This window comes from Streptomyces sp. PSU-S4-23 (assembly GCF_055632315.1).
Window position 1 is genome coordinate 1,346,787 of the sequence record NZ_JBVMUU010000002.1, and the last position, 26,927, is coordinate 1,373,713.

The 26,927-nt window shown below is 71.4% G+C and carries 23 protein-coding genes; 5 read left to right on the top strand and 18 right to left on the bottom strand.

Going from position 1 to position 26,927, the window contains the following annotated elements; translation table 11 throughout:
* The first annotated feature begins 61 nt into the window (after nucleotides 1-61).
* The 4 genes from ACZ79I_RS06995 (at nucleotide 62) to atzF (ending at nucleotide 6,764) form a co-directional block, all read left to right on the top strand.
* Nucleotides 62-886, top strand: a complete 825-nt coding sequence (locus ACZ79I_RS06995; protein ID WP_471495152.1) for an urea amidolyase associated protein UAAP1 — start codon at nucleotides 62-64, stop codon at nucleotides 884-886.
* A gap of 32 nt (nucleotides 887-918) precedes the next feature.
* Nucleotides 919-1,533 (top strand): urea amidolyase associated protein UAAP2, encoded by a 615-nt coding sequence (locus ACZ79I_RS07000; protein WP_471495154.1) that lies wholly within the window; start codon nucleotides 919-921, stop codon nucleotides 1,531-1,533.
* Nucleotides 1,530-5,051 carry a 5-oxoprolinase/urea amidolyase family protein gene (locus ACZ79I_RS07005; RefSeq protein ID WP_471495156.1) on the top strand — a complete coding sequence of 1,174 codons (3,522 nt, stop codon included), beginning with the start codon at nucleotides 1,530-1,532 and terminating at the stop codon, nucleotides 5,049-5,051. Before ACZ79I_RS07000 ends, ACZ79I_RS07005 begins: the two co-directional genes overlap by 4 nt.
* Before the next feature lie 63 nt (nucleotides 5,052-5,114).
* The gene (gene atzF / locus ACZ79I_RS07010; RefSeq protein WP_471495158.1) at nucleotides 5,115-6,764 is read left to right on the top strand and encodes an allophanate hydrolase; all 1,650 of its coding nucleotides are present in this window, start codon (nucleotides 5,115-5,117) and stop codon (nucleotides 6,762-6,764) included.
* Between the two features lie 411 nt (nucleotides 6,765-7,175).
* Here atzF and ACZ79I_RS07015 read toward each other — a convergent pair whose 3' ends face one another.
* From ACZ79I_RS07015 to ACZ79I_RS07070, 12 genes are all read right to left on the bottom strand, one after another.
* On the bottom strand, nucleotides 7,176-10,028 hold the full coding sequence (locus ACZ79I_RS07015) for a DEAD/DEAH box helicase (RefSeq protein WP_471495160.1): 2,853 nt from the start codon (nucleotides 10,026-10,028) through the stop codon (nucleotides 7,176-7,178).
* Nucleotides 10,029-10,065: 37 nt separating this feature from the next.
* Nucleotides 10,066-10,956: a diacylglycerol kinase gene (locus tag ACZ79I_RS07020; protein ID WP_471495162.1), complete on the bottom strand. Its 891-nt coding sequence runs from the start codon at nucleotides 10,954-10,956 to the stop codon at nucleotides 10,066-10,068.
* A 31-nt stretch (nucleotides 10,957-10,987) separates the two neighbouring features.
* Nucleotides 10,988-11,938, bottom strand: coding sequence for a twin-arginine translocase subunit TatC (tatC, locus tag ACZ79I_RS07025; RefSeq protein WP_471495164.1), 951 nt, complete (start codon nucleotides 11,936-11,938; stop codon nucleotides 10,988-10,990).
* 47 nt (nucleotides 11,939-11,985) lie between these two features.
* The gene (gene tatA, locus ACZ79I_RS07030; protein ID WP_381079739.1) at nucleotides 11,986-12,264 is read right to left on the bottom strand and encodes a Sec-independent protein translocase subunit TatA; all 279 of its coding nucleotides are present in this window, start codon (nucleotides 12,262-12,264) and stop codon (nucleotides 11,986-11,988) included.
* Between the two features lie 312 nt (nucleotides 12,265-12,576).
* The gene (locus ACZ79I_RS07035; protein ID WP_381079737.1) at nucleotides 12,577-12,771 is read right to left on the bottom strand and encodes a hypothetical protein; all 195 of its coding nucleotides are present in this window, start codon (nucleotides 12,769-12,771) and stop codon (nucleotides 12,577-12,579) included.
* A gap of 10 nt (nucleotides 12,772-12,781) precedes the next feature.
* Entirely contained in the window at nucleotides 12,782-13,105 is a 324-nt protein-coding gene (locus tag ACZ79I_RS07040; protein WP_471495166.1) for a hypothetical protein, read from the bottom strand.
* An 11-nt stretch (nucleotides 13,106-13,116) separates the two neighbouring features.
* A complete protein-coding gene (locus ACZ79I_RS07045; RefSeq protein WP_471495168.1) occupies nucleotides 13,117-14,145 on the bottom strand; it encodes a helix-turn-helix transcriptional regulator in 1,029 nt (342 codons plus the stop codon).
* 15 nt (nucleotides 14,146-14,160) lie between these two features.
* Nucleotides 14,161-15,210, bottom strand: coding sequence for a helix-turn-helix transcriptional regulator (locus tag ACZ79I_RS07050; RefSeq protein ID WP_471495170.1), 1,050 nt, complete (start codon nucleotides 15,208-15,210; stop codon nucleotides 14,161-14,163).
* 139 nt (nucleotides 15,211-15,349) lie between these two features.
* Entirely contained in the window at nucleotides 15,350-15,721 is a 372-nt protein-coding gene (locus ACZ79I_RS07055) for an FKBP-type peptidyl-prolyl cis-trans isomerase (RefSeq protein ID WP_381079731.1), read from the bottom strand.
* Nucleotides 15,722-15,791: 70 nt separating this feature from the next.
* Nucleotides 15,792-16,793 (bottom strand): FKBP-type peptidyl-prolyl cis-trans isomerase, encoded by a 1,002-nt coding sequence (locus tag ACZ79I_RS07060; protein WP_471495172.1) that lies wholly within the window; start codon nucleotides 16,791-16,793, stop codon nucleotides 15,792-15,794.
* Between the two features lie 129 nt (nucleotides 16,794-16,922).
* Nucleotides 16,923-18,284 (bottom strand): Pup--protein ligase, encoded by a 1,362-nt coding sequence (gene pafA, locus ACZ79I_RS07065; protein ID WP_381079727.1) that lies wholly within the window; start codon nucleotides 18,282-18,284, stop codon nucleotides 16,923-16,925.
* A gap of 9 nt (nucleotides 18,285-18,293) precedes the next feature.
* Nucleotides 18,294-19,553, bottom strand: a complete 1,260-nt coding sequence (locus tag ACZ79I_RS07070; protein WP_471495174.1) for an MFS transporter — start codon at nucleotides 19,551-19,553, stop codon at nucleotides 18,294-18,296.
* Between the two features lie 104 nt (nucleotides 19,554-19,657).
* Here ACZ79I_RS07070 and ACZ79I_RS07075 point away from each other — a divergent pair, with 104 nt between their 5' ends.
* The gene (locus ACZ79I_RS07075) at nucleotides 19,658-20,674 is read left to right on the top strand and encodes a LacI family DNA-binding transcriptional regulator (protein WP_471504799.1); all 1,017 of its coding nucleotides are present in this window, start codon (nucleotides 19,658-19,660) and stop codon (nucleotides 20,672-20,674) included.
* A 106-nt stretch (nucleotides 20,675-20,780) separates the two neighbouring features.
* Here the strand turns inward: ACZ79I_RS07075 and prcA are convergent, their stop codons facing one another.
* From prcA to arc, 6 genes are all read right to left on the bottom strand, one after another.
* Nucleotides 20,781-21,551 carry a proteasome subunit alpha gene (gene prcA / locus ACZ79I_RS07080; protein ID WP_471495176.1) on the bottom strand — a complete coding sequence of 257 codons (771 nt, stop codon included), beginning with the start codon at nucleotides 21,549-21,551 and terminating at the stop codon, nucleotides 20,781-20,783.
* 60 nt (nucleotides 21,552-21,611) lie between these two features.
* Complete coding sequence (prcB, locus tag ACZ79I_RS07085; RefSeq protein ID WP_471495178.1) at nucleotides 21,612-22,457, bottom strand: proteasome subunit beta; 846 nt, start codon at nucleotides 22,455-22,457, stop codon at nucleotides 21,612-21,614.
* Entirely contained in the window at nucleotides 22,409-22,999 is a 591-nt protein-coding gene (locus ACZ79I_RS07090) for an endonuclease VII domain-containing protein (protein ID WP_471495180.1), read from the bottom strand. Before ACZ79I_RS07090 ends, prcB begins: the two co-directional genes overlap by 49 nt.
* 6 nt (nucleotides 23,000-23,005) lie before the next feature.
* A complete protein-coding gene (locus tag ACZ79I_RS07095; RefSeq protein ID WP_319151554.1) occupies nucleotides 23,006-23,224 on the bottom strand; it encodes a ubiquitin-like protein Pup in 219 nt (72 codons plus the stop codon).
* A gap of 183 nt (nucleotides 23,225-23,407) precedes the next feature.
* On the bottom strand, nucleotides 23,408-24,919 hold the full coding sequence (dop, locus tag ACZ79I_RS07100; protein ID WP_471495183.1) for a depupylase/deamidase Dop: 1,512 nt from the start codon (nucleotides 24,917-24,919) through the stop codon (nucleotides 23,408-23,410).
* A 232-nt stretch (nucleotides 24,920-25,151) separates the two neighbouring features.
* Nucleotides 25,152-26,918, bottom strand: a complete 1,767-nt coding sequence (gene arc, locus ACZ79I_RS07105) for a proteasome ATPase (RefSeq protein WP_471495185.1) — start codon at nucleotides 26,916-26,918, stop codon at nucleotides 25,152-25,154.
* Nucleotides 26,919-26,927 lie beyond the last annotated feature (9 nt).

A 26,927-nucleotide genomic window follows, 5' to 3' on the forward strand; every position in this document is an offset into this window, starting at 1 on the left:
GCGACAGAAATCCGCGCGGCAACCGAGCGCAGCAGTTCACCGGATCACCGGGAGGTCCCGCATGGCGACAGCCACCACCCACGGAGCACGCGACCACGCCCGGGCGCAGGAGGGCACCCGCGCCGAGGCCATGCCCGTCGTACCGGCGAGCACCTGGCCCGCACCGCCCTGCGAGGCGGGCCACCTGGTGTGGGCGGAGACCGTGGCGGGCGGCAACTACACACACCGGGTCCTCGCCCGCGGCACCGAGCTGCGCCTGACCGACCTGCGCGGCGACGCCTGCGCCCATCTGCTGCTGTATGCCGCCGACCGCCCCTGGGAGCGGCTGAACGTCGCCGACACGGTCAAGGTGCAGTGGAACGCGTACCTCGGCGAGCGCCGCCTGCTCCTGTCCGACCAGGGCCGAGTCCTCGCCTCGGTCGTCGCGGACACCTCCGGCCGGCACGACGCGCTGTGCGGCACGTCCACCCTCGTCCGCAACACGCGGCGCTACGGCGACGGCACTCCGCAGTCCGCGTCCCCGGCGGGACGCGAGCTGTTCAAGCTGGCCGCCGCCAAGAACGGCCTTCAGCCGCGCGATCTGCCGCCCTCGCTGTCGTTCTTCCAGGGCGTGGAGGTCCGTGAGGACGGCGCCCTCGACTTCACGGGCTCCGCCGGTCCGGGCGGCAGCGTCACCCTGCGCGCCGAACAGGACGTCACGGTGCTCGTCGCCAACGTCCCGCACCCGGCCGACCCGCGCCCCGGCTACGTGTGCACCCCGCTGGAGGTCCTCGCCTGGCGCGCGGCGGCGACCCGCCCGGGCGACCCGCTGTGGGAGGCCACCCCCGAAGGCCGCCGCGCCTTCCTGAACACCACCGGATTCCTTGCCTCGCGGGGGCTCGTATGAGCGCCGGCCGCCATGAGACCGAGAGGGCCCGCATGACCACGACCGCCACGACGAGGACCGTCGTTCCCGCACGCGCCGCCTGGTCCTCGACCGTCCGCGCCGGCGGCACCCTGACCATCACCGACCTGCACGGCAACCAGGCCGTCGACTTCCTCGTGTACGACGCCCACGACACGTCCGTCCGCTACAGCGCGCCCGACACCGTCCACGCTCAGGGGAACATCTTCCTGACGACCGGCAGCGTGCTGCTGTCCTGCGAGCACACCCCGCTGATGACCGTGGTCGCCGACGAGGTCGGCCGGCACGACACCGTCGGCGGCGCCTGTTCCAAGGAGTCGAACACCCTGCGGTACGGGCATCACACCTGGGCCCAGCACGCGTGCGTGGACAACTTCCTCGCCGAAGGGGCGCGGTACGGCCTCGGCAAACGCGATCTGGTGTCCAACATCAACTGGTACATGAACGTGCCCGTCGAGAAGGACGGCACCCTCGGCATCGTCGACGGCATCTCCGCCCCCGGCCGCTCGCTGACCCTGCGCGCCGAACGCGACGTGCTCGTCCTGGTCTCCAACTGCCCCCAGATCAACAACCCGTGCAACGGCTTCGAGCCGACGGCGGTGGAGATGACGATCGGGGCCCCCGGATGAGCTTCGGCACGCTGCTGGTCGCCAACCGGGGCGAGATCGCCGTCCGGATCATCCGCACGGCCCGGGAGCTGGGCCTGCGCACGGTCGCCGTGTACTCCGACGCCGACCGCGGCGCACCGCACGTCCGGCTCGCCGACCGGGCGGTGCGGCTCGGCCCGGCGCCCGCGAAGGAGTCGTACCTGGACGCCGACCTCGTCCTGAAGGCGGCCAAGGACACCGGCGCGGGCGCGATCCACCCGGGCTACGGCTTCCTGTCCGAGGACGCGGGCTTCGCGCGCCGCTGCGAGGACACCGGGATCGTGTTCGTGGGGCCCACGCCGGAGCAGCTGGAGCTGTTCGGCGCGAAGCACACCGCGCGGGCCGCGGCCGAGGCGGCCGGGGTGCCGCTGGCCCCCGGCACCGGGCTGCTGGCCTCGCGGGCGCAGGCGCTGGAGCGGGCCTCGGCCATCGGCTACCCGGTCATGCTGAAGGCGACCGGCGGGGGCGGCGGCATCGGCATGTCGGCATGCCGCTCCGCCGGTGAACTGGCCGGCGCCTGGGAGCGGGTGCAGCGGGTGGCCGCCGCGTCCTTCTCCTCCGCCGGGGTGTTCCTGGAGCGCCTCGTCGAACACGCCCGCCACATCGAGGTGCAGGTCTTCGGCGACGGCCGGGGCCGTGTCGTCACCTTCGGCGACCGCGACTGCTCCCTCCAGCGCCGCCACCAGAAGGTGGTGGAGGAGGCGCCCGCACCCGGGCTGCCCCCGCACGTCCGCGAGCGGCTCGCCACGGCCGCACGCGATCTGTGCGCCTCGGTCGGCTACCGCTCCGCGGGCACCGTCGAGTTCGTGTACGACGCGGCCCGCGAGGAGGCGTACTTCCTGGAGGTCAACACCCGGCTCCAGGTGGAGCATCCGGTCACCGAGGAGATCTACGGCGTCGACCTCGTCGCCTGGATGCTGCGGCTGGCCCGCGGCGACCTGGACGTCGTACGGGACCCGGGCCCGCCCCGCGGCCACGCGGTGGAGGCACGCCTGTACGCCGAGGACCCCTCGCGGGGCCACCGGCCCTGCGCGGGCCTGCTGACCCGCGCCGAGTTCCCGCAGGGCGTGCGGGTGGACGGCTGGGTGGAGCCGGGCACCGAGGTCACGGCCTCGTACGACCCGCTGCTCGCCAAGGTGATCGCCCACGGTCCGGACCGGGCGCACGCACTGCGGCGCCTGGACGAGGCCCTGTCCCGTACCCGCGTGGACGGCATCGAGACGAACCTGGGGCTGGTGCGCGCGGCGCTGGCGGACCGGCGCGTGCGCTCGGCGGCGCACTCCACGGCGACCCTCGCCGCCGTCACCGACCCCACCCCGCGCATCGAGGTGGTGTCGGCCGGCACCCTCACCACCGTCCAGGACTGGCCGGGCCGCACCGGCTACTGGCAGGTGGGCGTGCCCCCGTCCGGCCCGATGGACGACCTCTCCTTCCGGCTCGGCAACCGGGCGCTCGGCAACGCGGAGGGCCTGCCCGGCCTGGAGTGCACGCTGCAGGGGCCGGCCCTGCGCTTCACGCACGCCACCACCGTGTGCGTCACCGGCGCCCCGGCACCGGTCGCGGTGGACGGCACACCCGTCGCGCAGTGGGAGCCGGTGACCGTCCCCGCGGGCGCCGTCCTGGAGATCGGCGCACCCCGGGCGCACGGGCTGCGCACCTATGTGCTGTTCGCGGGCGGCCTGGACGTGCCCTCCTTCCTCGGCAGCGCGGCCACGTTCACGCTGGGCCGGTTCGGCGGACACGGCGGCCGGGCGCTGCGCACGGGGGACGTCCTGCACGGCGGCACGGTGGCGACGGGCTCCCCGGTGCCGCCGGCGGACCGCCCGGCGTTCACCTCGTCGTGGCGGCTCGGGGTGCTGGAAGGCCCGCACGCGGCACCGGAGTTCTTCACCGAGGACGACATCCACGCCTTCTACTCCGCCGCGTGGGAGGTCCACTTCAACTCGGCGCGCACGGGCGTACGACTGGTCGGCCCCGCGCCCCGCTGGGCCCGCCCGGACGGCGGGGAGGCGGGCCTGCACCCGTCCAACATCCACGACACGCCGTACTCGGTCGGCGCCGTCGACTACACCGGCGACATGCCGGTGCTGCTCGGCCCGGACGGCCCCTCGCTCGGCGGCTTCGTCTGCCCGGCCACGGTGGCCACATGGGAGCGGTGGAAGCTCGGCCAGCTCCGCCCCGGCGACACCGTCCGCTTCGCGCCACTGGCCGACGACGGCACGCCGCGGCCGGAGATCGTGGACGGCGGGGTGCTGGCCCGGGACGGCGACGTGACGTACCGGCGCAGCGGCGACGACAACCTGCTGGTCGAGTTCGGGCCGATGCAGCTCGATCTGGCGCTGCGGATGCGGGTGCACGCGCTGATGGAGGCGGTCGAGGAGGCCGGCCTCGACGGCGTCACGGACCTGACGCCCGGCATCCGCTCCCTGCAGATCCAGACGGACCCGGCACGCCTCGCCGCGCGTGAACTGCTCGCCGCCGTACGGGACATGGCCGCGCAGCTGCCGCCCACCGACGAGCTGGTCGTCCCCTCCCGCACGGTGCACCTGCCGCTGTCCTGGGACGACCCGGCCACCCGCGAGGCCATCGCCCGCTACATGGCGGGCGTGCGCGACGACGCGCCCTGGTGCCCGTGGAACATCGAGTTCATCCGCCGCGTCAACGGGCTGGCCTCCGTGGAGGACGTGTACCGCACGGTCTTCGACGCGGAGTACCTGGTCCTCGGCCTGGGCGACGTGTACCTGGGCGCCCCCGTGGCCACACCCCTGGACCCCCGCCACCGCCTGGTCACCACCAAGTACAACCCGGCACGCACCTGGACCGCCGAGAACTCCGTCGGCATCGGCGGCGCCTACCTGTGCGTCTACGGCATGGAGGGTCCCGGCGGCTACCAGTTCGTGGGCCGTACCACGCAGGTGTGGTCGGGGTGGCGGCAGCGGGGCGCGTTCGAGCCGGGCTCGCCCTGGCTGCTGCGGTTCTTCGACCGCATCAAGTGGTACCCGGTCGGCGCCGACGAGCTGCTGGAGCTGCGCGCGGACATCGTCTCGGGCCGCTTCGTGCCGCGCATCGAGGAGGGCGCGTTCTCCCTGGCGGCGTACGAGGCGTTCCTCGCCGAGAACGCCGGCTCGATCGCCGAGTTCCGCTCCCGCCAGGGTGCCGCCTTCGCGGCGGAACGCGCCGCCTGGGAGGCGGCGGGCGAGTTCACCCGGGCGCAGACCGCGGCGGCACCGGCACCCGAGGCGGCCGAGGTGGCGGTCCCGGACGGCGGCCGGCTGGTGGAGGCCGAGTTCGCCGCGTCCGTGTGGCAGCTGAACGTCCGCCCGGGCGACCGGGTCACCACCGGGCAGCCGCTGCTCGCCCTGGAGGCGATGAAGATGGAGTCCCGGGTACCCGCCCCGATGGACGGCGTGGTGACGCGGATCCTCGCCAAGCCGGGCGACCGGGTGGAGCCGGGCACGGCACTGGTCGTGCTCGCCCCGGCGGGGACGACGGCACCCTGAGGAACGCCCCCGCCCTCGTCCCACCCCCGCATCCCCCGAAACGACCCCCAGCCAGGAGCACAGATGTCGAGCCTCACCCGGGTCCGGCGGGCCCATGAACGCATCGCGGCCGTGGACCGCCCCGACCTCTGGATCGGCCTGCGGCCCCGGGCGGAGGTCGAGTCGGAGGCCAGGGCGATCGACGAACGTGTCGCCGCGGGCGAGCGCCTCCCCCTGGCGGGCCTCCTGTTCGCCGTCAAGGGCAACATCGACGTCCACGGCCTGGACACCACCGCGGGCTGCCCCGCCTACGCCTACGCGCCGGCGGCGGACGCGCCGGCCGTCGCACGGCTGCGCGCCGCCGGCGCGATCGCGCTCGGCACCACGAATCTGGACCAGTTCGCCACGGGCCTGGTCGGCACCCGCTCCCCGTACGGCGCGGTGCGCAGCGCGCACGATCCGGCGCGGATCAGCGGCGGTTCCAGCTCGGGGTCGGCGGTGGCGGTGGCCCTCGGCATCGTCGACTTCGCGCTCGGCACCGACACCGCCGGCTCGGGGCGCGTACCGGCCGCGTTCAACGGCATCGTCGGGCTCAAGCCGACCCGTGGTCTCGTGCCCACCACCGGGGTCGTCCCCGCCTGCGCCTCGATCGACTGCGTCACCGTGTTCGCCCGTACGCTCCCGGAGGCCGAGCGTGCCCTGGCGCACATGGCGTCGCCGCCCGGCCGCGCCCTCCCGCCTCTCCCGCAGCGCGTCCCCGGCCCCTGGCGCATCGCGGTCCCGCCCCTGGCCCAGCTCGGTGAGCTCGACGACGGCTGGGCGCAGGCGTACCGGAGCGCCGTCGCCCGGTTCGCCCGGGCGGGCGCCGAGGTGCGGGCCCTCGATCTGACCCCGTTCACCGAGGCCGCCGCCATGCTCTACGAGGGCGCGTTCGTCGCCGAGCGGTACACGGCCGTCGGCGGCTTCGTCGACAGGACGGCAGCCGAGGGCGGCGACGGCCTCGACCCGACCGTCGCCGGCATCATCACCCGTGCCCGCGACATCCCGGCCCACCGGCTCTTCGCCGACCAGGCCCGGCTCGCCGCCCTGCGCGCCCGCGCCCTCGCCGGGCTGGCCGACGCGGACGCCCTGCTGCTGCCGACCACACCGGGCCACCCCACCCTCGCCGAGGTGGCCGCCGATCCGCTGGGCTCCAACGCGCGGCTGGGCCGCTTCACCAACTCCACCAACCTCTTCGACCTGGCCGCGGTCGCCGTGCCCGCGGGCGAGGTCGACGGCCTGCCGTTCGGCGTGATGCTGATCGGCCCGGCGTTCACGGACGAGCGGCTGGCCCGGATCGCCCGCTCGCTGGAGGCGGAGACCCGGCTCGTCGTGGTGGGCGCGCATCTGTCGGGCCAGCCTCTCAACCCTCAGCTCCTGGCGCTGGGCGCCCGCCTGGACCGTACGACGGCGACCGCCCCCGTCTACCGTCTGCACGCCCTGGCGACGACTCCGCCCAAGCCTGGCCTGGTCCATGTCGGCGAGGGCGGGTCCGCGATCGAGGCGGAGGTGTGGCGGCTGCCCGCAGAGGGCCTCGGCCGGCTGCTCGCAGGGCTGCCGCGCCCGATGACCCTCGGCCGGGTCGAACTCGCCGACGGCGGCCACGCACCCGGTTTCCTGTGCGAGCCCGCCGCGCTGGAGAACGCGCCCGACATCACCGCCTACGGCGGCTGGCGCGCCTACCTCGACCGCTGACCGGCCGGCCCCGGGTGCCTTCCGCACGGGACCGCCGCGTCTCGGCGCTCCCATGACCTGCGGCCCACGGCTCGCGACGGCGAGCCGGGCCGTCCCTCGCACAAGGCGGGCGATCCCGCCACTCCGGTCGCTGTCCCCCCGGCCCAGGCCATCGGGCCTGCCCCGCCGACCGGCTCACCGGCCCGACCGACCCCCGCAGGCAAGGGCCGGAGGCGTGTCCAGCCGCCCGCCGAGGACCTCGGCCGACTGTTCGCCGAACTGCCCCGCGGCCTGCCCCGCCGACCGGCTCACCGGCCGCCGCAGGCAAGGGCCGGAGGCGTGGCCAGCCGCCTGCCGAGGGCCGGGCAGGGCCCGGCCCGTTCTGCGCTGCCACCGCGGCGTGCGGACCGCGCCCCTGTCGGGTGGGCCGGCTCAGCCCACCGACGAGTAGGCGACCACCCCGCGCAGCAGACCGTCGACCGCCTTGCGGGCGTTCTTGGCGACCGTCGAGCCCTCGGTGGGTGCGGCGGCCGCGATCTGGCCGAGGACGTCGATGACCTGCTTGCACCAGCGGACGAAGTCACCGGCCGGCATCTCGGCCTCCCGCAGCACCTCGTCGAGGCCCTTGCCGTCGGCCCACATGTACGCCGCCCAGGCGAAGCCCAGGTCCGGCTCGCGCTGGCCCACGCCCTCGGTCTGGGTGATGCGGAACTCCTCCTCCAGGGCGTCGAGCCGGCCCCAGAGGCGCACCATCTCGCCGAGCGCGGCCTTGGCCCTGCCCGACGGCAGCTGCGGCGCCATCACATCGTCGCCGGCCCTGGCCTCGTACACCAGCGCCGAGACGCACGCGGCCAGCTCGGCCGGGCCGAGCCCCTCCCACACCCGGGCCCGCAGGCACTCGCTGGCCAGCAGGTCCAGCTCCCCGTACAGCCGGGCGAGGCGCTTGCCGTGCTCCGTGACCTCGTTGCCGCGCAGGTAGTCCAGCTCCGTCAGCAGCGCGACGATGCGGTCGAAGGTGCGGGCGATGGTGTTCGTGCGCCCCTCGATGCGGCGCTCCAGCTGCGAGGTGTCGCGCAGCAGCCGGTGGTGGCGCTCGGCCCAGCGGGCGTGGTCCTCACGGTCGTTGCAGCCGTGACAGGGGTGGGCGCGCAGTGCCGCACGCAGCCGGGCGATCTCCCGGTCGTCGGCGGCCGCGGACCGCTTCTTGCGGTGCCGCTCCGGGGGGATGTGCCCCGCCTTGGTGCGCAGGGCGGAGGCGAGATCACGGCGGGACTGCGGCGAGCGCGGGTTGAACGACTTCGGGATGCGCATCCGCTCCAGCGCCTCGACGGGCACCGGGAAATCGATCGACGCCAGCCGCTTGACCTGCCGCTCGGCGGTGAGGACCAGCGGGCGCGGGCCGTCCTGGTAGTCGAACCCGCGGTGGCCGTCCGTACGGCCGGCGGGCAGGCCGGGGTCCAGCACCAGGGCGAGGCCGGCGTACTTGCCGGTCGGGACGTGGATGACGTCACCGGGCCTGAGCCTCTCCAGGGCGACGGCGGCCTCGGCACGGCGCTGCGCAGCGCCCTGCCGGGCCAGTTCCGTCTCGCGGTCCTTCAGCTCGCGGCGCAGCCGCGCATACTCCTCGAAGTCGCCGAGGTGGCAGGTCATGGACTTCCTGTAGCCCGCGAGGCCCTCTTCGTTGCGCTGCACCTGGCGGGAGATCCCCACGACCGACTTGTCGGCCTGGAACTGCGCGAACGACGTCTCCAGCAGCTCGCGGGAGCGGTGGCGGCCGAACTGCTCGACCAGGTTCACCGCCATGTTGTACGAGGGCTTGAAGCTGGAACGCAGCGGATAGGTGCGGGTGCCCGCCAGCCCCGCCAGGTGCTCGGGGCTCATGCCGCGCTGCCACAGCACCACCGCGTGGCCCTCGACGTCGATGCCGCGGCGGCCGGCCCGGCCGGTGAGCTGGGTGTACTCGCCGGGGGTGATGTCGGCGTGCTGCTCGCCGTTCCATTTGACGAGCTTCTCCAGCACCACCGAGCGCGCGGGCATGTTGATGCCGAGCGCGAGGGTCTCGGTCGCGAACACGGCCTTCACCAGACCGCGGACGAACAGCTCCTCGACGACCTCCTTGAACGTCGGCAGCATGCCCGCGTGGTGGGCGGCGATGCCGCGCTCCAGACCCTCCAGCCACTCGTAGTAGCCCAGGACGTGCAGGTCCTCGGGCGGGATGGACGCCGTGCGCTCCTCGACGAGGGCGCGCACCTGTTCCCGCGCCTCCTCGTCGTTGAGGCGGAGCCCGGCGTACAGGCACTGCTGGACGGCGGCCTCGCAGGCGGCCCGGCTGAAGATGAACGTGATCGCGGGCAGCAGGCCCTCGGCGTCGAGCCGCTCGATCACCTCGGGCCTGCTCGGCGTCCAGACCCGGGCGCGCTGCCTGCGCTCCCGCTCGCGGTCGGCCTCCCGCATGGCGCGGCCACGCCTGCGGTCCGCGTACGAGGGGCGGCTGGCCTCCATGCGGGCCAGGCGCGCCAGGTCCGGGTTGACGGCCTTCTTGTGGCCCTCGCCCTCCTCGAACAGGTCGTACATGCGGCGGCCGGCCAGCACATGCTGGAACAGCGGCACGGGCCGGTGCTCGGAGACGATCACCTCGGTGTCGCCGCGGACGGTGTCGAGCCAGTCGCCGAACTCCTCCGCGTTGGACACGGTCGCCGACAGTGACACCAGCGTCACCGACTCGGGCAGGTGGATGATCACTTCCTCCCAGACGGCGCCGCGGAAGCGGTCGGAGAGGTAGTGGACCTCGTCCATGACGACGTAGCCGAGGCCGAGGAGGGTCTGCGACCCCGCGTACAGCATGTTCCGCAGGACCTCGGTGGTCATCACGACCACCGGGGCGTCGGCATTGACGCTGTTGTCACCCGTGAGGAGCCCCACCTTGGAGGCGCCGTAGCGGCGGCACAGGTCGGCGTACTTCTGGTTCGACAGCGCCTTGATGGGGGTCGTGTAGAAGCACTTCCTGCCCTGGTTCAGGGCGAGGTGCACGGCGAACTCGCCGACGATCGTCTTGCCGGAGCCGGTGGGCGCGGCCACCAGCACGCCCTTCCCCGCTTCGAGCGACTGGCATGCCTCGATCTGGAAGGGGTCGAGGCCGAAGTCGTACATCTCGCGGAACGAGGCGAGCGCGGTGGCCTGCTCGGCGGCGCGACGGCGGGCCGCCGCGTACCGCTCGGCCGGTGAGAGGTCCTCTGTCATCGTGCTTTCGAGCGTACCGGGCGCCGCTGACAACAGGACGATCATTATCCGGAATCCGGTTCCGGGACCGGGAGGCCGCAGCTCAGGGGGCCGCGACCCGCACCGCCCGGGGAACGCAGCGCGCGGTCAGCGGCAGCGGGCCGAGCGGCTCACCGTCGGCGTACCCCGTGATGCCGTCGGCGGCGAGGTCGACCCGGGCGGCCCGGTGCACCGTGACCTTGGGATGCTCGACATGGGTCCCCCGGTACACGCGCGGGAACACCTTCAGCAGCGTCGCCCGGCCGCAGTCCCCGACCACCGTGACGTCGAACAGCCCGTCGGCCGGGTCGGCGGCCGGGCAGATGCGCATGCCGCCGCCGTACGACGATCCGTTGCCGACGGCCACCAGGGTCGCCTCGATCTCCCGGACCTCACCGCCGTCGAGGGAGATGCGGTAGGGGAAGGGCCGGAAGGCGGCGAGTTCGGCGAGCATCGCCAGGTCGTACTTGAGGCGGCCCGCCGGCCATGCCATGCGGTTGCCGCGGTCGTTGACGCGGGAGTCGAACCCGGAGGCCAGGACGGTGCCGAACCAGCGGTCTCCCACCCGGCCGAGGTCGATCTCCCGCAGCCGGGCACTCGTGAGGGCGTCGGCGATCAGGCGGCCCGCCGCGGCCGGGTCCCGTACGGGCAGTCCGAGGGCGCGGGCGAAGTCGTTGCCGGTGCCGACGGCGACCAGCCCGAACGGGGTGCGCGTGCCGGCGACGGCCTGCAGGGCGAGATTCGCCATGCCGTCCCCGCCGACGGCGATCAGGGCGCCGGTGCCGTCCCGGACGGCGCCGCGCGCGCGGGTGAGGGCGTCCTCGGGGGTCTCCCCGAGGATCGTCCGTACGGAGAAGCCGGCCGCCCGCAGAGCGGAAGCGGCCGGCTGCGCCGCCCGGGCGCCCCGGCCGCGTCCCGCGGTGGGATTGACGAAGAGGGTGAGCTCGCTGGTCACGGAGGTGACCCTATGGTCCGCCGCCCGGCCCTCAGGTCACGTCGTCATAACCGTTGACCCGGTCCGTGTCCGCCTGCTCCGGCAGGGTCCGCCCGGCCGGCACGGACTCGGTCTCCCCGATGTCCTCGGGGGTGAGGTCCAGCTCGGACGCCTCGTCGTCGGCGGGGCCCGCGGCCTCGCGCAGGCGCCTGCGCCGGTCGTTCATCAGCGAGAAGAGCACCGCGCCGAAGTACAGCACCCAGATCGGCGCGGCCAGCGCCAGCATGGTCAGCGGGTCGGTGCTGGGTGTGGCGACGGCGGCGAAGACCGTGATGCCGAGGATCATGGCACGCCACCAGCCGAGCATGCGGCGGCCGGTGAGCACTCCCGTGAGGTTGAGCATGATCAGCAGCAGCGGCAGCTCGAAGGAGAGACCGAAGACGATCACCATGCGGGTGACCAGATCGAGCAGGTCGTCCAGCGGCAGCAGGTTGTTCACACCGTTGGGTGTGAAGCCGATCAGGACCCTGGCGGTGGTCGGCAGCACCCGGTAGGCGAAATAGGCGCCGGCCAGGAACAGCGGGACACCGGTGCCGACGAAGGCCAGCGCGTACTTCTTCTCGTGCCTGTGCAGCCCGGGGGCGACGAACGCCCACAACTGGTACAGCCAGACCGGGGAGGCCAGCACGACACCGGCCATCAGGGACACCTTCAGCGCCAGCGTGAACGGCGTCAGCAGACCGTTGATCGTGATCTGCGCGCACTGTTCGGTCTTGTCGGACGACTTCGCGAGTTCCTCGAAGCTCTTGGCGCAGCCGACCGAGTCCAGCACCGGCTTGGTGATGACGTTGACGATGTCGTTGTAGAAGAAGGCGGCCAGGACCGTGACGACGGTAATGGCCAGCAGGGCCTTCGCGAGCCGGTTGCGGAGCTCACGAAGGTGCTCCGTGAGGGGCATCCTTCCCTCGGGATCCTTCTCCGTCTTGCGGGCAGACTTGAGCAACCCACGTCCTCATCTCATGCGGCAGGCCGGTGGCATCCGGCCGTGCGTCAGCGCTTGGTCGTGTCCGTCGGCTCCGTGACCGGGCGTGCGCTGGTCACATCGCCGGGCGCGGCCTGGATCGTGCGCTGGGCCGGGGCCTCGTCGTTCGGCGGGCCGGCCGGTGCGGACGGCTTGCCGTCCTCCTTCATCGCCTTCGCCTCGCTCTTCAGGATGCGCGCTGACTTGCCGAGGGAGCGCGCCATGTCCGGAAGCTTCTTCGCGCCGAACAGCAGGACGATGACGACGAGGATGAGAATGATCTCGGGAGCTCCGAGCCTTCCGAACATGTCTTTACCTTCTCACCGAGGCGGCATGGGTGGGGGTTGCTGTCCGATCGGCCGGACACATATCCGACCATCGTGCAGCGATCGTAACGCTCAGGGGTGAACGCGGGGCAATCCCTGGGCGTACTCCCGGCCAGCGGCCCGCGCCTCGTTCTGCGGACCGCGATCTGCAGCGTACCTGCCCGCGCAGACCGGGAGACAGGCCGAAGCCGCCCATTGCGCATCCATGGGGCGACTCATACCGGATCCATGAAACGAGCCGGTTCCAGGGGCACTTCGGGGAACACCGCACGCGGGGAGCACCCGTGCGCCCCCTCATGTCCGGTCCGCGGCGCGCGCGGCTCCCACCGCGGCCCGCTCCAGGTCCTCCGCGGCACGGTTGATCCGGCGCGCGGAGTCCGCGACCTGCCGCCCCAGCCGCTGCGCCTCCACGAAGACCCGGACGGCGAGCACACCGAGAACGGCCAGCCCCAGGAACCCGAGGGCGATCGCGAGCATCGGCCAGAACATGACGACGAGCCTAGAGGGTCGAGTGCAGCCGCAGCGTCCGCACCCCGCCCCCGGTCAGGAGCTCCACGATGCGCTCACCCGCCGGCTTGCGGACGGACGCGCCGCACTCGGGACAGGTGAAGGAGTAGAAGGTGCGCTCGCTGGTGGCACCGATGGCCAGCCGCAGGGCGCCCGCACCGAGCTCGAAGCGGGCCCTGCAGTCCGGGCAGCCCGCCCTGAACACCACGTCGGCCACCCGTCTCATGCCCGCGAACGCCGTCCGCACCGACATCTCCCCGGGCCCGGGCGCCGGCGCACCGGCCTGCACACCCGGCCGTTCCGACGTGCCAGACATCGCCGACGTGCTCACAGCCTCTGCTCCTGCCTGTCGTACAGCCCGTCCTGAACTCCGTCCGGCCCCTCGTAGGCCGCCAGCGCCTCACGGGCCGCCCGGCGGGCGCTGTCCGCGAGGCCCTGCGGCGACACGATCCGGCCGTCCCTCCCGAGCCGCAGCGCCAGCCGTCGCAGCGACGCCGGGTCCGGGGTCCGCAAGGTGATACGCAGCCCGCCGTCCGGCAGCTCATCGGCGCTGTCGTGCGGGTAGTACTCGGCGACCCAGCGCCCGCCCGGCCCGACCTCGACGACGACCTCCGGGTCCTCGGCAGCGGGCTGGACGAGCCCCTCCGACAGGTCGCGCAGCTCGATCTCCGGCGGCCCCGACGGCTCGTCCAGGATCTTGATCTCGGCGACCCGGTCGAGCCGGAAGGTGCGGCGCGCCTCGGAACGGCGGCACCACGCCTCCACATAGGTGTGGCCGACGCTGACGAGGCGGATCGGGTCGATCTCACGCTCGGTGACCTCGTCGCGGGCCGGCGAGTAGTAACGGATCCACAGGCGGCGGCGCTCGGAGATGGCCCGGTCGACGTCCGCGAAGACGCCGCCCTCCGACTCGAAGGTCACCGACAGGCGGGAGCTGGCACCGGCCGCCTCACCGGCCGCGGTCTCCACCTTGGCGGTGGCGCGCAGCAGCGCCTGCCGGTCGCTCTCGCGCAGGCCGGGCAGGGTGGCGACGGCCCGCGCCGCCACCAGCAGCGCCGTGGCCTCGTCCGCCGCCAGGCGCAGCGGCTCGGCCGCCTCCGCCCCGAGGGCGGCGGGGTTGTGCCACCAGATGCGCTCGCCGTCGGTGTCGATGTCGAGGAGGTCGCCGCCGCGGAAGCTGGTGCCGCACATGGGCAGCACGTCGAGGTCCGAGACCAGCTCGTCCTCGGTGATGCCGAAGGCCCGGGCGACGTCCTCGATGCGCGCGCCGGGGCGCTCCCGCAGATACGTCACCAGGGACAGCATCCGCCGGGTCTGGTCGATGGCGTTCGCGGGCCTGGCCGGTCTGCCTGCCACGTCGTCCCCTCCCCCTCAGCCTTTGGCCACGGCACGCAGCCGGTCCACCACGTCGGCCCGCAGCTCGGCCGGCTCCAGGACCACCACGTCGGGCCCGAACTCCACCAGCCACGCGTCGAGGCCGTGCCCGTACGGAATCTCCAACTCGTCCCAGCCCCCGTCGAGTTCCCGTACGGAGGTCGCCTTCGCCCGAAGGGGGTACCCCGCGCCCGAGCGCAGCCGGATCAGGGCGGTGCGATCGGCGATCTCCCCCGCCCAGCCCGCCACGGTCTCGCGGACGGTGACCACGTCGGGCACCTCGGCCGTGAAACCGCCGCCGCGGGAACGCACCTTGCCGGTGATCCGCGACAGGCGGAAGACACGCTCCGCGCCGCGGTCGCGGTCCCAGCCCGCCAGATACCAGTGGCCGCGCCAGCACTCCAGCGCCCACGGCTCGACATGGCGCGGCTCCGGGCGGGCGGCGGTGGCCTTGCGGTAGTCGAAGACCACCGGCCGGCGGTCGCGGCAGGCCAGCATCAGCGGCTCGAAGGCGGCCTCGTGCACGGGGATGCGCGGCTCCAGGGCGCCGTGCGCCTCGTACGGGTCCACCTCCTCGGGCAGCCCCGCGGCGCGCAGCTTCTGCAGGGCACCGCTCGCGGCGCCGGCGAGCCGGGCCTGCTGCCACACCTTGGCGGCCAGGCCGAGGGCGGCGGCCTCCTCCGCGTCGAGGGTGATGGGCGGCAGACGATTGCTGTCACGGCGGGCGAGATAGCCGACCTCGCCGTCCAGGTTCTCCACGGTCTCGATGACCAGGCCCAGCTCGCGCAGGTCGTCCTTGTCGCGCTCGAACATGCGGTTGAAGGAGTCGTCGGAGCCGGCCGTACCCCTGTCCGGGCCGGACGCCGCACCTCTTCCCGGCCCGAAGGCCGCACCTCTTCCCGGCCCGAAGGCCGCACCTCTTCCCGGCCCGAAGGCCTCGACGTATGCCTCGATGGACTCCCGCAGCTCGCGCTTGCTGAGCGGCCGCCGCGTCCCGAGCAGACACAGCGCCAGATTCATCAACCGCTCGGCCTTGGCAATGGCCATCGACGCCCTTCGCCTTCCCTGTGGTGCTTACGATCGACGACCGTACCGCTCGCACGTGTCGTGACAAAAGCCGAGGGCCCATGCCCGCTCGGGCATGGGCCCCTGGTGATCGCTTCCGGCCCGGGTCCGGGCCGTCGGATCAGACGCCGACCAGGTCGCAGACGAAGATCAGCGTCTCGCCCGGCTTGATCCGGGCACCCGCACCGCGGTCGCCGTAGGCGAGGTGGGGAGGAATGGTCAGCTGACGGCGGCCGCCGACCTTCATGCCCTGCACACCCTGGTCCCAGCCCTTGATGACCTGGCCGACGCCGAGCTGGAACCTCAGCGGCGTGCCGCGGTTCCAGGACGCGTCGAACTCCTCGCCGGTGGAGAAGGCCACGCCCACGTAGTGGACGGAGACGGTGTCGCCCGCCTTGGCCTCCGGGCCGTCACCCTCCCAGATGTCCTTGATCTCGAGGCCGGCCGGGGGCTCGCCGCCCGGGAAGTCGATCTCGGGCTTCTCGATGCTCACGTCAAAAGCTCCTGCTTGTTCGTGTTGAGGCCATTGCGGCACCACCGACACTCTCATATCCCCGCGGGGGTTACATCTTCGCGAGGATGTCCACGGAGAAGACCAGGGTGGAGTCCTTCTGGATACCGCTGCCCGCGGGCGGGTTGTCGCCGTAGCCCAGCTTCGGCGGGACGACGACGAGCACCCGGCTGCCCACCTTCTTGCCCGTCAGCCCCTGGGCCCAGCCCTTGACGACCTGCTGCAGCGAGAACGACGCGAGGTCGCTGCGGCCGTACGTGGAGTCGAACTCCTTGCCGGAATCCCACAGCACACCCTTGTACTGCACGAGAACGGTGCTGTCCGCCGTGACCGGGGCGCCGTCGCCCTCGATCACATACGTCGCGGCCAGAGCGGTCGGGGCCTTCGTCTTCGGCACCTCGATGGAGGGTGCCTTGCCGTCGGTGTTGGTGCCGACCTTCGGCAGTGCGGCGTCGTTCTGGGCGACGACCTTGCCGCGGGCGGAGCTCTTCGCGCTGAACGTGTTCTTGATGTCGACCACGAAGACCAGCGTGTCGGTGCCCTTGATACCCGCCTGGGCATTGCCCTGCGTGCCGTAGCCCCAGGCCGGGGGCACGGCCATCAGGACGCGGCTGCCGGTCTTCTTGCCCTGCAGGGCGTACCGCCAGCCGTCGATGATGCTGCCCTGGGCCAGCCGGATGACCAGCGGCGTCTTGCGGTCGTAGGAGTTGTCGAAGACCTTCGCCGTGTCCCAGATCTGGCCGAGGTAGTCCGCCTGGATGTAGTCGTTCTCCGCTACCGTGCGGCCGCCGCCCGCGATCACCGTCTTCACCGCCAGGTCCTTCGACGGCGAGCCGCTGCCCTTGGCCACGGTGGGCTTCTCACCGAACTTGGTGCCCGCGGTGACGGACGGCAGCGGGCCTTCGACGATCTTGGGGGGTGCGCTGGGGGACGACGTGGCCGAGGACGAGGGGGACGAGCTGGTGCCGGCCTTGCCGGACGAGTCGTCGCCGCATCCGGCGAGCGTGACCAGTCCGGCGGGCACAGCGGCGAGGAGAAGGGAGCGTCGGCGCACGGTGGGGGCCTCGTATCGGTCGATCTTGTTGATGGCGTGCGCGCAACTCTACGGCGTGAGAAGGGCGCCGTACGGCAAACGTACGGCGCCCGCGTTGCGTTCCGGCGGCACACCACCGGAACGCACGGCTCACATTCCGGCGATCAGCTTCTCCACCCGGTCGTCGACCGAACGGAACGGGTCCTTGCACAACACGGTCCGCTGCGCCTGGTCATTGAGCTTGAGATGCACCCAGTCGACCGTGAAATCACGGCGCTGCTCCTGCGCACGCCGGATGAAGTCGCCGCGCAGCCGGGCCCGAGTGGTCTGCGGAGGGACCGACTTGCCCTCGAAGATCTTCAAGTCGTTGCAGATCCGGGCGGCTTGCCCCTTCTTCTCCAGCAGGTAGTACAGGCCGCGGCGCCGGTGGATGTCGTGGTAGGCGAGGTCTATCTGGGCGACCCGGGGGTGCGACATCGTCATGTTGTGCTTGGCGCGGTACCGCTCGATGAGCTTGTACTTCATCACCCAGTCGATCTCGGTACCGATCCGGTCCAGGTCCTCGGTCTCGATCGCGTCCAGCGTGCGGCCCCACAGCTCCAGGACCTGCTCGACGGTCCCGGTGCGGATGCCGCGGCGCTCGCAGAAGTCCACGGCCTTCTCGTAGTACTCGCGCTGCACCTCCAGGGCCGATGCCTCGCGACCACTGGCCAGACGCACCTTGCGACGGCCCGTGATGTCGTGGCTCACCTCCCGGATCGCCCGGATCGGGTTCTCCAGGGTGAGGTCGCGCATCACCGTGCCCGCCTCGATCATGCGCAGCACCAGGTCCGTGGCGCCCACCTTGAGCAGCATGGTCGTCTCGGACATGTTCGAGTCGCCGACGATGACGTGCAGACGGCGGTAGCGCTCGGCGTCCGCGTGCGGCTCGTCGCGTGTGTTGATGATCGGCCGGGAGCGGGTGGTCGCCGAGCTGACGCCCTCCCAGATGTGCTCGGCCCGCTGGCTCACGCAGTACACCGCGCCCCGCGGGGTCTGCAGCACCTTGCCGGCGCCGCACAGCAGCTGCCGCGTGACCAGGAACGGGATCAGGATGTCCGCGAGCCGCGAGAACTCGCCGTGGCGCGCCACCAGGTAGTTCTCGTGGCAGCCGTAGGAGTTGCCCGCCGAGTCGGTGTTGTTCTTGAAGAGGTAGACGTCACCCGCGATTCCCTCCTCGTGCAGGCGGCGTTCCGCGTCGACCAGCAGTCCTTCCAGAATGCGCTCGCCGGCCTTGTCGTGGGTGACCAGTTCGATCACATTGTCACACTCGGGTGTCGCATATTCCGGATGCGAGCCCACGTCGAGATAGAGGCGGGCGCCGTTGCGCAGAAACACATTGCTGCTACGGCCCCATGACACGACACGGCGGAAGAGGTACCGCGCCACCTCGTCAGGCGACAGACGGCGCTGTCCCCTGAACGTGCACGTGACGCCGTACTCGTTCTCCAGCCCGAAAATGCGGCGGTCCATGACTGAACATTACGCCCGATCCCCCGACCTGAAACGGGGTTCGACGGCACGGTTTGGATCATTTTCCGGTGAAGCCGCAACCACCCCGCCCCCGGCGGGAGCTGCGAGGAACCGCCCCGTGGCCACCAGCACCAGCAGGGACGCCCCTCCCGCGGCACCCGGCACCGCGAAGCCCCACAGGGCCCCGCCCCCCTGCACCACCGGCCCCGTGAGCGCCGTCCCGGCCGACGCGCCCACGGTGAACGTCGTCACCAGCCAGGAGAACGCCTCCGTGACCGTCCCCCTCGGCGCGTGCCGGTCCACGATGACGAAGGCGCAGGCGATGCACGGCGCCAGGAACACCCCCGCGAGCCCCGTCAGCGCCGTCATCGCCGGCGCGCCCGGCAGCAGCATCAGCGGCAGATAGCTCAGCGCCAGACACCCCACCAGCACCCGCAACCGCCGCTCCGGCGCACCGGACCACCGCCGCGCCCCGTACAGCGCGCCCCCGACCAGCGCCCCCAGCCCCAGAGCCGCCATCAGCCGGCCGTACACCGCGTCACCGCCGTGCCCGTCCGCGTACGACAGCGCCGCCACCGTGATCGAGCCCAGCGCCACCCCGACGAACAGGAACGCCCCCAGCAGAGCCAGCAGCCCCGGCGAACGCAGGGCACCGAGCCAGTGCGCCTCACGCGGCGCCGAACGCCACGCCCGCGACGGCGGCGACACCACCACGGACAGCGCCCCCAGCACACCGACGACGCTCAGCACCACCAGGGCCGCCTCCGCCGACCACAGCGACACGCACATGGTCACCAGCAGCGGCCCCACGGTGAACATCACCTCCTGCGCCACCGCGTCCATCGCGTACGCCGTGTGCACCTGCTCCTCCCGCCGCAGCACGCAGGGCCACAGCGCCCGCAGACCGCCCTCCAGGGGCGGCGTGAACAGCCCCGCGACCGCCATGGCCGCATACGCCACGACGGACGGCTCGACACCCGTCAGGGCGAACACCGTCATGGCCAGGGCGGACACAAGAGCGGCCGGCAGCTGGACCCGCGGCTGGCCGTACAGGTCCACGAGCCGGCCCAGCACCGGCTGCCCCACGGCGTTGGCCACCCCGTACACCGCGGCGAGCGCCCCGGCGAGACTGTAGGTGCCCCCCTCGGCGCGCACGAACAGCACCACCGCGATCGCCGCGGTCGCGTTCGGCAGCCGGCCCACCAGCGTCCCGGCGAGCAGACGCGCGGCATGCCTCGCCCTGAGGATCTCCAGGTATCCCGCGGCCATGGCCCACCCTTCTCACGGCAAGGTACGAGGTTGTACGTATAACGCCACCCGCCATACGTACCATGAGCGCTGACCACGAGTCCAGACGAAAGAGCAGGTCACCGGTGGCACACGGGAGCACGCGACCCACCAGCCGCGACGTCGCCCACGCCGCCGGAGTCTCCCAGGCCGCCGTCTCACTCGTCCTCGGCGGCAAATGGCGCGGCCGCGTCTCCGAAACCACCGCCGAACGCGTCCGGGCCGCCGCACGCGACCTCGGCTACCGGCCCAACCTCGCCGCACGCAACCTCCGCCTCGGCCGCACCCGCACCGTGCTCCTCGTCGTCCCCGCACTCACCACCGAATTCTTCGCCGGCGTCTACACCGGCGCCGCACGGATCGCCGCACGGCACGGCTTCGGCATCGTCCTCTACCCCTCACCCGAAGGCGTCGGCCCCGCCCGCGACCCCTTCCACTCCGCGCAGGCCGCACTCGACGGCGTCATCGCCTCCTCCATGGCCGCCGACGCCCTCACCGCGATCCGCGGCGACCAACTCCCCCTCGTCATGCTGGACAGCGACCCCGACGGCAGCCTCGGCGCCGCAACCGTCAACCTCGACATCGGCGACGGCGTACGCCAGGTGGCCGAACACCTGCTCACCCTCGGCCACCGCCGCTTCCTCCACCTCGCCGCCGACATCCCCTCCTGGACCTTCCGGATCCGCGCACACGAACTGGCCGCACGCCTCGCCACCGTCCCGGACGCCACCCTGCGCACCACACACGCAGCCATCTCCATCGACGCCGCCCTCGCCGCCGCCGAAGCCGCCCTCGCCGCCCCCGGCCCCCGCCCCACCGCCCTCGTCTGCGACGACGACAAACTCGCGGCCGGCGCCTACAAGGCCGCCCGGCGCCTCGGCCTGCGCATCCCCGACGACCTCTCCGTCACCGGCCTCGACGACCTGGCCCTCGCCACCGCCCTCGACCCCGAACTCACCACCGTCCGCCTCGACGCGGAGCTCTTCGGCGAACGCGGCATGCAAGCGCTCCTCGCCGTCCTGGACGGCCACACCCCCCACCAGGGCGACATCCCCGTCGAACTGATCGTCCGCGGCTCCACCGCCCCGCCACCCGGCCCCTGACACCCCCGCACACCCCACGAAACGCCGCGCGCCCCGGCCGAGAACGGCGGGACGCGCGGCGACATACCGGTGCGGCGGCACACTCCTCACACAGCGGCGCGGATCATCACTCCTCACCCTCGGAGGACTCGGCCTCCGCCTCGGCCGCGGCCTCCGCCTCCGAAGCGGTGACCGCACCGTCCGCCTCCAGCAGACGCGACAACTGACGACCCACGATCCGCTTGAACTTGCGCTTCTGCGGACGCGTACGGTCCAGAACCGCCACCTCCAGGCGCTCGGCCGGGATCTCCCGCTCACTGCCGTTCGTGTCACGCGACAGCGCCTGCACCGCCAGCTTCAGCGCCTCGGCCAGCGACATCCCGTCCCGGTGCCGCTGATCCAGAAAACTGCCGATCTGCTCCGCATTGCCACCCACCGCGACCGAACCGTGCTCGTCCACGATCGACCCGTCGTGCGGCAGACGGTAGATCTGGTCGCCCTCCGGGGTCTCCCCCACCTCGGCGACCACCAGCTCCACCTCGTACGGCTTCTCGGCCGCACTGGAGAAGATCGTGCCCAGCGTCTGCGCGTACACGTTCGCCAGACCACGGGCCGTCACATCGTCACGGTCGTAGGTGTAACCCCGCAGATCGGCGTAGCGCACACCACCGATCCGCAGATTCTCGTACTCGTTGTACTTGCCGGCGGCCGCGAAGCCGATCCGGTCATAGATCTCGCTGAACTTGTGCAGCGCACGGGACGGGTTCTCGCCGACGAAGACGATGCCGTCGGCGTACTGCAGCACGACCAGACTGCGGCCGCGCGCGATGCCCTTGCGGGCGTACTCCGCCCGGTCGGCCATGGCCTGCTGGGGGGAGACATAGAACGGCGTCGACACCGGTTATCCGTCCCTTTCTGTCGTAGTCACTGGATCACCCTGACAACAACGCCGCCGCCCTCAGAGCAGCGCGGCCCGCGGGCCGTCGGGCTGCTCCAGGCGCCGCTCCAGCACCGAGCGGGCGATCCCGGAGGACTCGTCGTCCGTCAGCCGGCGGAAGCCGTCCTCGGTGATCACCGTGACGATCGGATAGATCCGGCGGGCGACATCGGGACCGCCGGTCGCCGAGTCGTCGTCTGCCGCGTCATACAGGGCCTGCACCACCAGCGTCGTGGCCTGCTCCTCGGTCAGGTCCTCACGGAAGAGCTTCTTCATGGCGCCACGCGCGAAGATCGAGCCGGAACCCGTCGCCGCGAAGCCATGCTCCTCGGAGCGGCCGCCCGTCACGTCATAGGAGAAGATACGGCCCTTCCCGCGGTCCAGGTCGTAGCCTGCGAAGAGCGGGACCACGGCCAGGCCCTGCATGGCCATGCCCAGGTTGGAACGGATCATGGTCGACAGGCGGTTCGCCTTGCCCTCCAGGGACAGCTGGGCGCCCTCGACCTTCTCGAAGTGCTCCAGCTCCAGCTGGAACAGCTTCACCATCTCCACGGCCAGACCCGCCGTGCCGGCGATGCCGACCGCCGAGTACTCGTCCGCCGGGAACACCTTCTCGATGTCCCGCTGCGCGATCACATTGCCCATGGTCGCCCGCCGGTCACCGGCCAGCACGACGCCCCCCGGGAACGTCGTGGCCACGATCGTGGTGCCGTGCGGGGCCTCGATCACGCCCTGGGTGGGCGGCAGCTGCCGCTTGCCGGGCAGCAACTCGGGCTGGTGCTCGGCGAGGAAGTCCATGAAGGACGAGGACCCAGGCGTCAGGAAGGCAGCTGGTAGACGCCCGGTGCTACGAGGGTTGGCTTCCACGCGTTTCCTTCCACGTATGTCGCAGCCCGCCTTATGACGTCGGGCCGATCCTTGAACTGCCCCAGTGCGGCATTGCAGCTGAAGCACAGTACGCCACGGACCCTACCCGTCTCATGGCAGTGATCCACATGCGCTGCAGGGGCGGATAGGCATACGCAGCAGACACCCCCTTGAGAGGCGATCAACTCATCGCGCTCAGCTTCGGTGATGCCGTATCGGCGCTTCAAGTAGTCGGAGCGCCCCTGTGCGGCTCTGCACGCCTTACAGCGCGTGGACAACCCATCAGAGGCGGTCGCGTTCCGATGCCACTCGCTCCAGGGCTTGACCTCGTCGCATCCCAGGCAGTGCTTGTGCCCCTCGGGCACGTCTCCTCGACGCACCTTCTTGCCCTGGGCCTCACGTCCGCGCCTGTACGCCTCTGCCCCGCATTCGCGGCAACGATCCTGAAGCCCGTCGAGCTTCGACCGATTCGCCGCGAATGCGCCAGTGGGGAGAATCCGCTTGCATGCCGAGCATTTCTTCTCGACACCCAAATCGGACATCCGCTATCATTCCCCACCTTTTTGAACAAATGACCTCACGAAATCCTCGGCATTCTCCTCGAGTACATCGTCGATCTCGTCCAGAACCGAGTCCACGTCATCGCTCAGCTTCTCGTGCCGCTCCTTGAGGTCCTCGGAGGCCTGCGCGTCCTGCGTCTGCTCCTCGACCTCCTCCGTGGAGCGCGTCGCCTTCTGCTGCCCGCCGCCGGTGTCCTTGGTCGCCATAACCCTCACCCCGCTCAGTTCGCCCGACATGGTCGGCATTCATGCCGATCGGTGATGATCAGACCCTACAAGCCGGGTCCGACATCGGCCCCGCAGTTCTTCCAACGTTCGGGGGCCACCTCCATGATTCCCGGCCGCGGGGTTTTACACCCCGTCCGGCCGGTACCGGCCCCGGGTATCCGTTCAGCCCCCGGACAGGACCCTGACCAGGTCTTCCGCCGTGCGGCAGCGGTCGAGGAGCTCCTTGACGTGATTACGCGTTCCGCGAAGCGGTTCCAGGGTTGGCACGCGCTGGAGCGAGTCCCGGCCGGGCAGGTCGAAGATCACCGAGTCCCAGGAGGCCGCCGCGACGTCGTCCGCGTACTGCTCCAGGCAGCGGCCGCGGAAGTAGGCACGAGTGTCCTCAGGCGGGCTTGTGCGGGCCTTCTCGACGTCGGCCTCGTCCAGAAGCCGCTTGATGCGTCCGCGGGCCACGAGACGGTTGTACAGGCCCTTCTCGGGGCGTACGTCGGCGTACTGGAGGTCGACGAGGTGGAGGCGGGCGGCGTCCCAGTCGAGGCCGTCCCGGCGGCGGTAGCCCTCCATGAGCTCGCGTTTGGCGACCCAGTCGAGTTCTCCGGCGAGGCTCATGGGGTCGTTCTCGAGGCGGTTGAGGGTGTCCTCCCAGCGGGCGAGGACGTCCTTGGTCTGCTCGTCGGCGTCGGAGCCGAAGCGCTCCTCCACGTATTTGCGCGACAGCTCGTAGTACTCCATCTGGAGCTGGACGGCGGTGAGCGTGCGGCCGCTGCGGAGGGTGACCAGGCGCTTGAGGGTGGGGTCGTGGGAGACCTGGTGGAGGGTGCGTACGGGCTGGTCGACGGCCAGGTCGACGGCGATGAAGCCGTCCTCGATCATGGAGAGGACGAGGGCGGTCGTCCCCAGTTTGAGGTAGGTGGAGATCTCGGAGAGGTTGGCGTCGCCGATGATCACGTGCAGGCGGCGGTATTTCTCGGCGTCTGCGTGCGGCTCGTCCCGGGTGTTGATGATGGGGCGCTTGAGCGTGGTCTCCAGGCCGACCTCGACCTCGAAGTAGTCGGCGCGCTGGCTGAGCTGGAAGCCGTGTTCGTGTCCGTCCTGGCCGATGCCGACGCGGCCCGCTCCGGCGAAGACCTGGCGGGAGACGAAGAAGGGCGTGAGGTGGCGCACGATGTCGGAGAAGGGGGTTTCCCGCCTCATCAGGTAGTTCTCGTGCGTGCCGTAGGAGGCGCCCTTGTTGTCGGTGTTGTTCTTGTAGAGGTGGATCGGCTGGGCGCCGGGGAGCTGGGCGGCTCGTTCCGCCGCCTCCGCCATGATCCGCTCGCCGGCCTTGTCCCAGAGGACGGCGTCGCGGGGGTTGGTGACTTCGGGCGCGCTGTATTCGGGGTGTGCGTGGTCGACGTAGAGCCGTGCGCCGTTGGTGAGGATCACGTTGGCGAGGCCGATGTCCTCGTCGGTGAGCTGGCTGGCGTCGGCGGCCTCGCGGGCGAGGTCGAAGCCTCGGGCGTCCCGCAGCGGGTTCTCCTCCTCGAAGTCCCAGCGGGCCCGGCGGGCCCGGTGCATCGCCGCCGCGTAGGCGTTGACGATCTGGGATGAGGTGAGCATGGCATTGGCGTTGGGGTGGCCGGGGACGGAGATGCCGTACTCCGTCTCGATGCCCATTACTCGCCGTACGGTCATGCGGCCCTCCTTGCCAGGCGGCGCCCTCGGTCGGGGGCGGCGCTCAAGTACCGCTGGTGCTCCGGTGCGCGTGCGGTGCCCGTCCCCGCACGGCGCGACGCGGCGGTACGAAAGAGCCTAGAACGCCTTTGCGCTGGTGGGGAGATCATTTGCGTCATTGCCTTGCTCCAGCCGTGGCCTGAAAACAGGCGGCTGCGGGTGCCCGTGGTGGGCACCCGCAGCCGCCGTGCCCTTACAGGTACTGGCCGGTGTTCGCCACCGTGTCGATGGAGCGTCCGGTGTCCGCGCCCTGCTTTCCGGTGATGAGGGTGCGGATGTAGACGATCCGTTCGCCCTTCTTTCCGGAGATGCGGGCCCAGTCGTCGGGGTTGGTGGTGTTGGGCAGGTCCTCGTTCTCCTTGAACTCGTCCACGCATGCCTGGAGGAGGTGGGAGACCCTGAGGCCTTTCTGGCTGTGTTCGAGGAAGTCCTTGATCGCCATTTTCTTGGCGCGGCCGACGATGTTTTCGATCATGGCGCCGGAGTTGAAGTCCTTGAAGTAGAGGACTTCCTTGTCGCCGTTGGCGTAGGTGACCTCGAGGAAGCGGTTCTCGTCGGATTCGGCGTACATCTGTTCCACGGCGGTCTGGATCATGCCCTGGACGGTGATCGCCTTGTCGCCTCCGTGCTCGCTGACGTCGTCGGCGTGCAGGGGGAGGTTCTCGGTGAGGTACTTCCCGAAGATGTCCTTGGCCGCTTCGGCGTCCGGACGCTCGATCTTGATCTTCACGTCGAGCCGGCCGGGGCGCAGGATCGCGGGGTCGATCATGTCCTCGCGGTTGGAGGCGCCGATGACCACGACGTTCTCCAGGCCCTCCACGCCGTCGATCTCGGCGAGCAGCTGGGGGACGATGGTGTTCTCCACGTCCGAGCTGACGCCGGAGCCGCGGGTGCGGAAGAGGGATTCCATCTCGTCGAAGAAGACGATGACGGGGGTGCCCTCGCTGGCCTTCTCGCGGGCGCGCTGGAAGACGAGGCGGATCTGCCGCTCGGTCTCGCCGACGTATTTGTTCAGGAGCTCGGGGCCCTTGATGTTGAGGAAGAAGCTCTTGCCGGCGGCCTGGCCGGTCACCTCGGCGACCTTCTTGGCGAGGGAGTTCGCGACGGCCTTGGCGATGAGCGTCTTGCCGCATCCGGGGGGCCCGTACAGCAGGACGCCCTTGGGCGGCCGCAGTTCGTGCTCCTTGAACAGGTCGGGGTAGAGGTAGGGGAGCTCGACGGCGTCGCGGATGGCCTCGATCTGGTTGCCGAGGCCGCCGATCTGCTCGTAGCCGATGTCCGGTACCTCTTCGAGGACGAGTTCCTCGACCTCGCTCTTGGGCACGACCTCGTAGACGTAGCCGGAGCGTGGTTCGAGCAGGAGGGCGTCGCCGGGTCGGATGGTGACGTCCAGCAGCGGCTCGGCGAGCCGTACCACCCGTTCCTCGTCGGTGTGCCCGAGCACGAGGGCGCGCTCGCCGTCCTCCAGGATCTCCTTGAGGGTGACGATGTCACCGACGCGCTCGAACTCCATGGCCTCGACCACGTTGAGCGCTTCGTTGAGCATCACTTCCTGGCCGCGCCGGAGCTCGTCGAGTTCGACGCCGGGGCTGACGTTCACGCGGAGTTTGCGGCCTCCGGTGAAGATGTCGGCCGTGCCGTCCTCGTTCGCCTGCAGGAAGACGCCGAAGCCGGCCGGTGGCTGTGCGAGCCGGTCGACTTCTTCCTTGAGGGCGACGATCTGGTCGCGGGCCTCACGGAGCGTATTGGCGAGCCGCTCGTTCTGCGCGGACACGCCGGCCAGGTTGGTCTGCAACTCGACGATCCGCTCTTCGAGAATCCTCGTGTGTCGCGGAGAGTCGGCGAGCTTGCGTCGCAGGACGGCGATCTCCTGCTCAAGGTAGGCGATCTGCCCGGCAGGGTCGTCGGACCCTCGTCCCGGGCGGATGCCGCGGTTCATGTCGTCGTCGTGGGCTGCCACGGTCCTCAC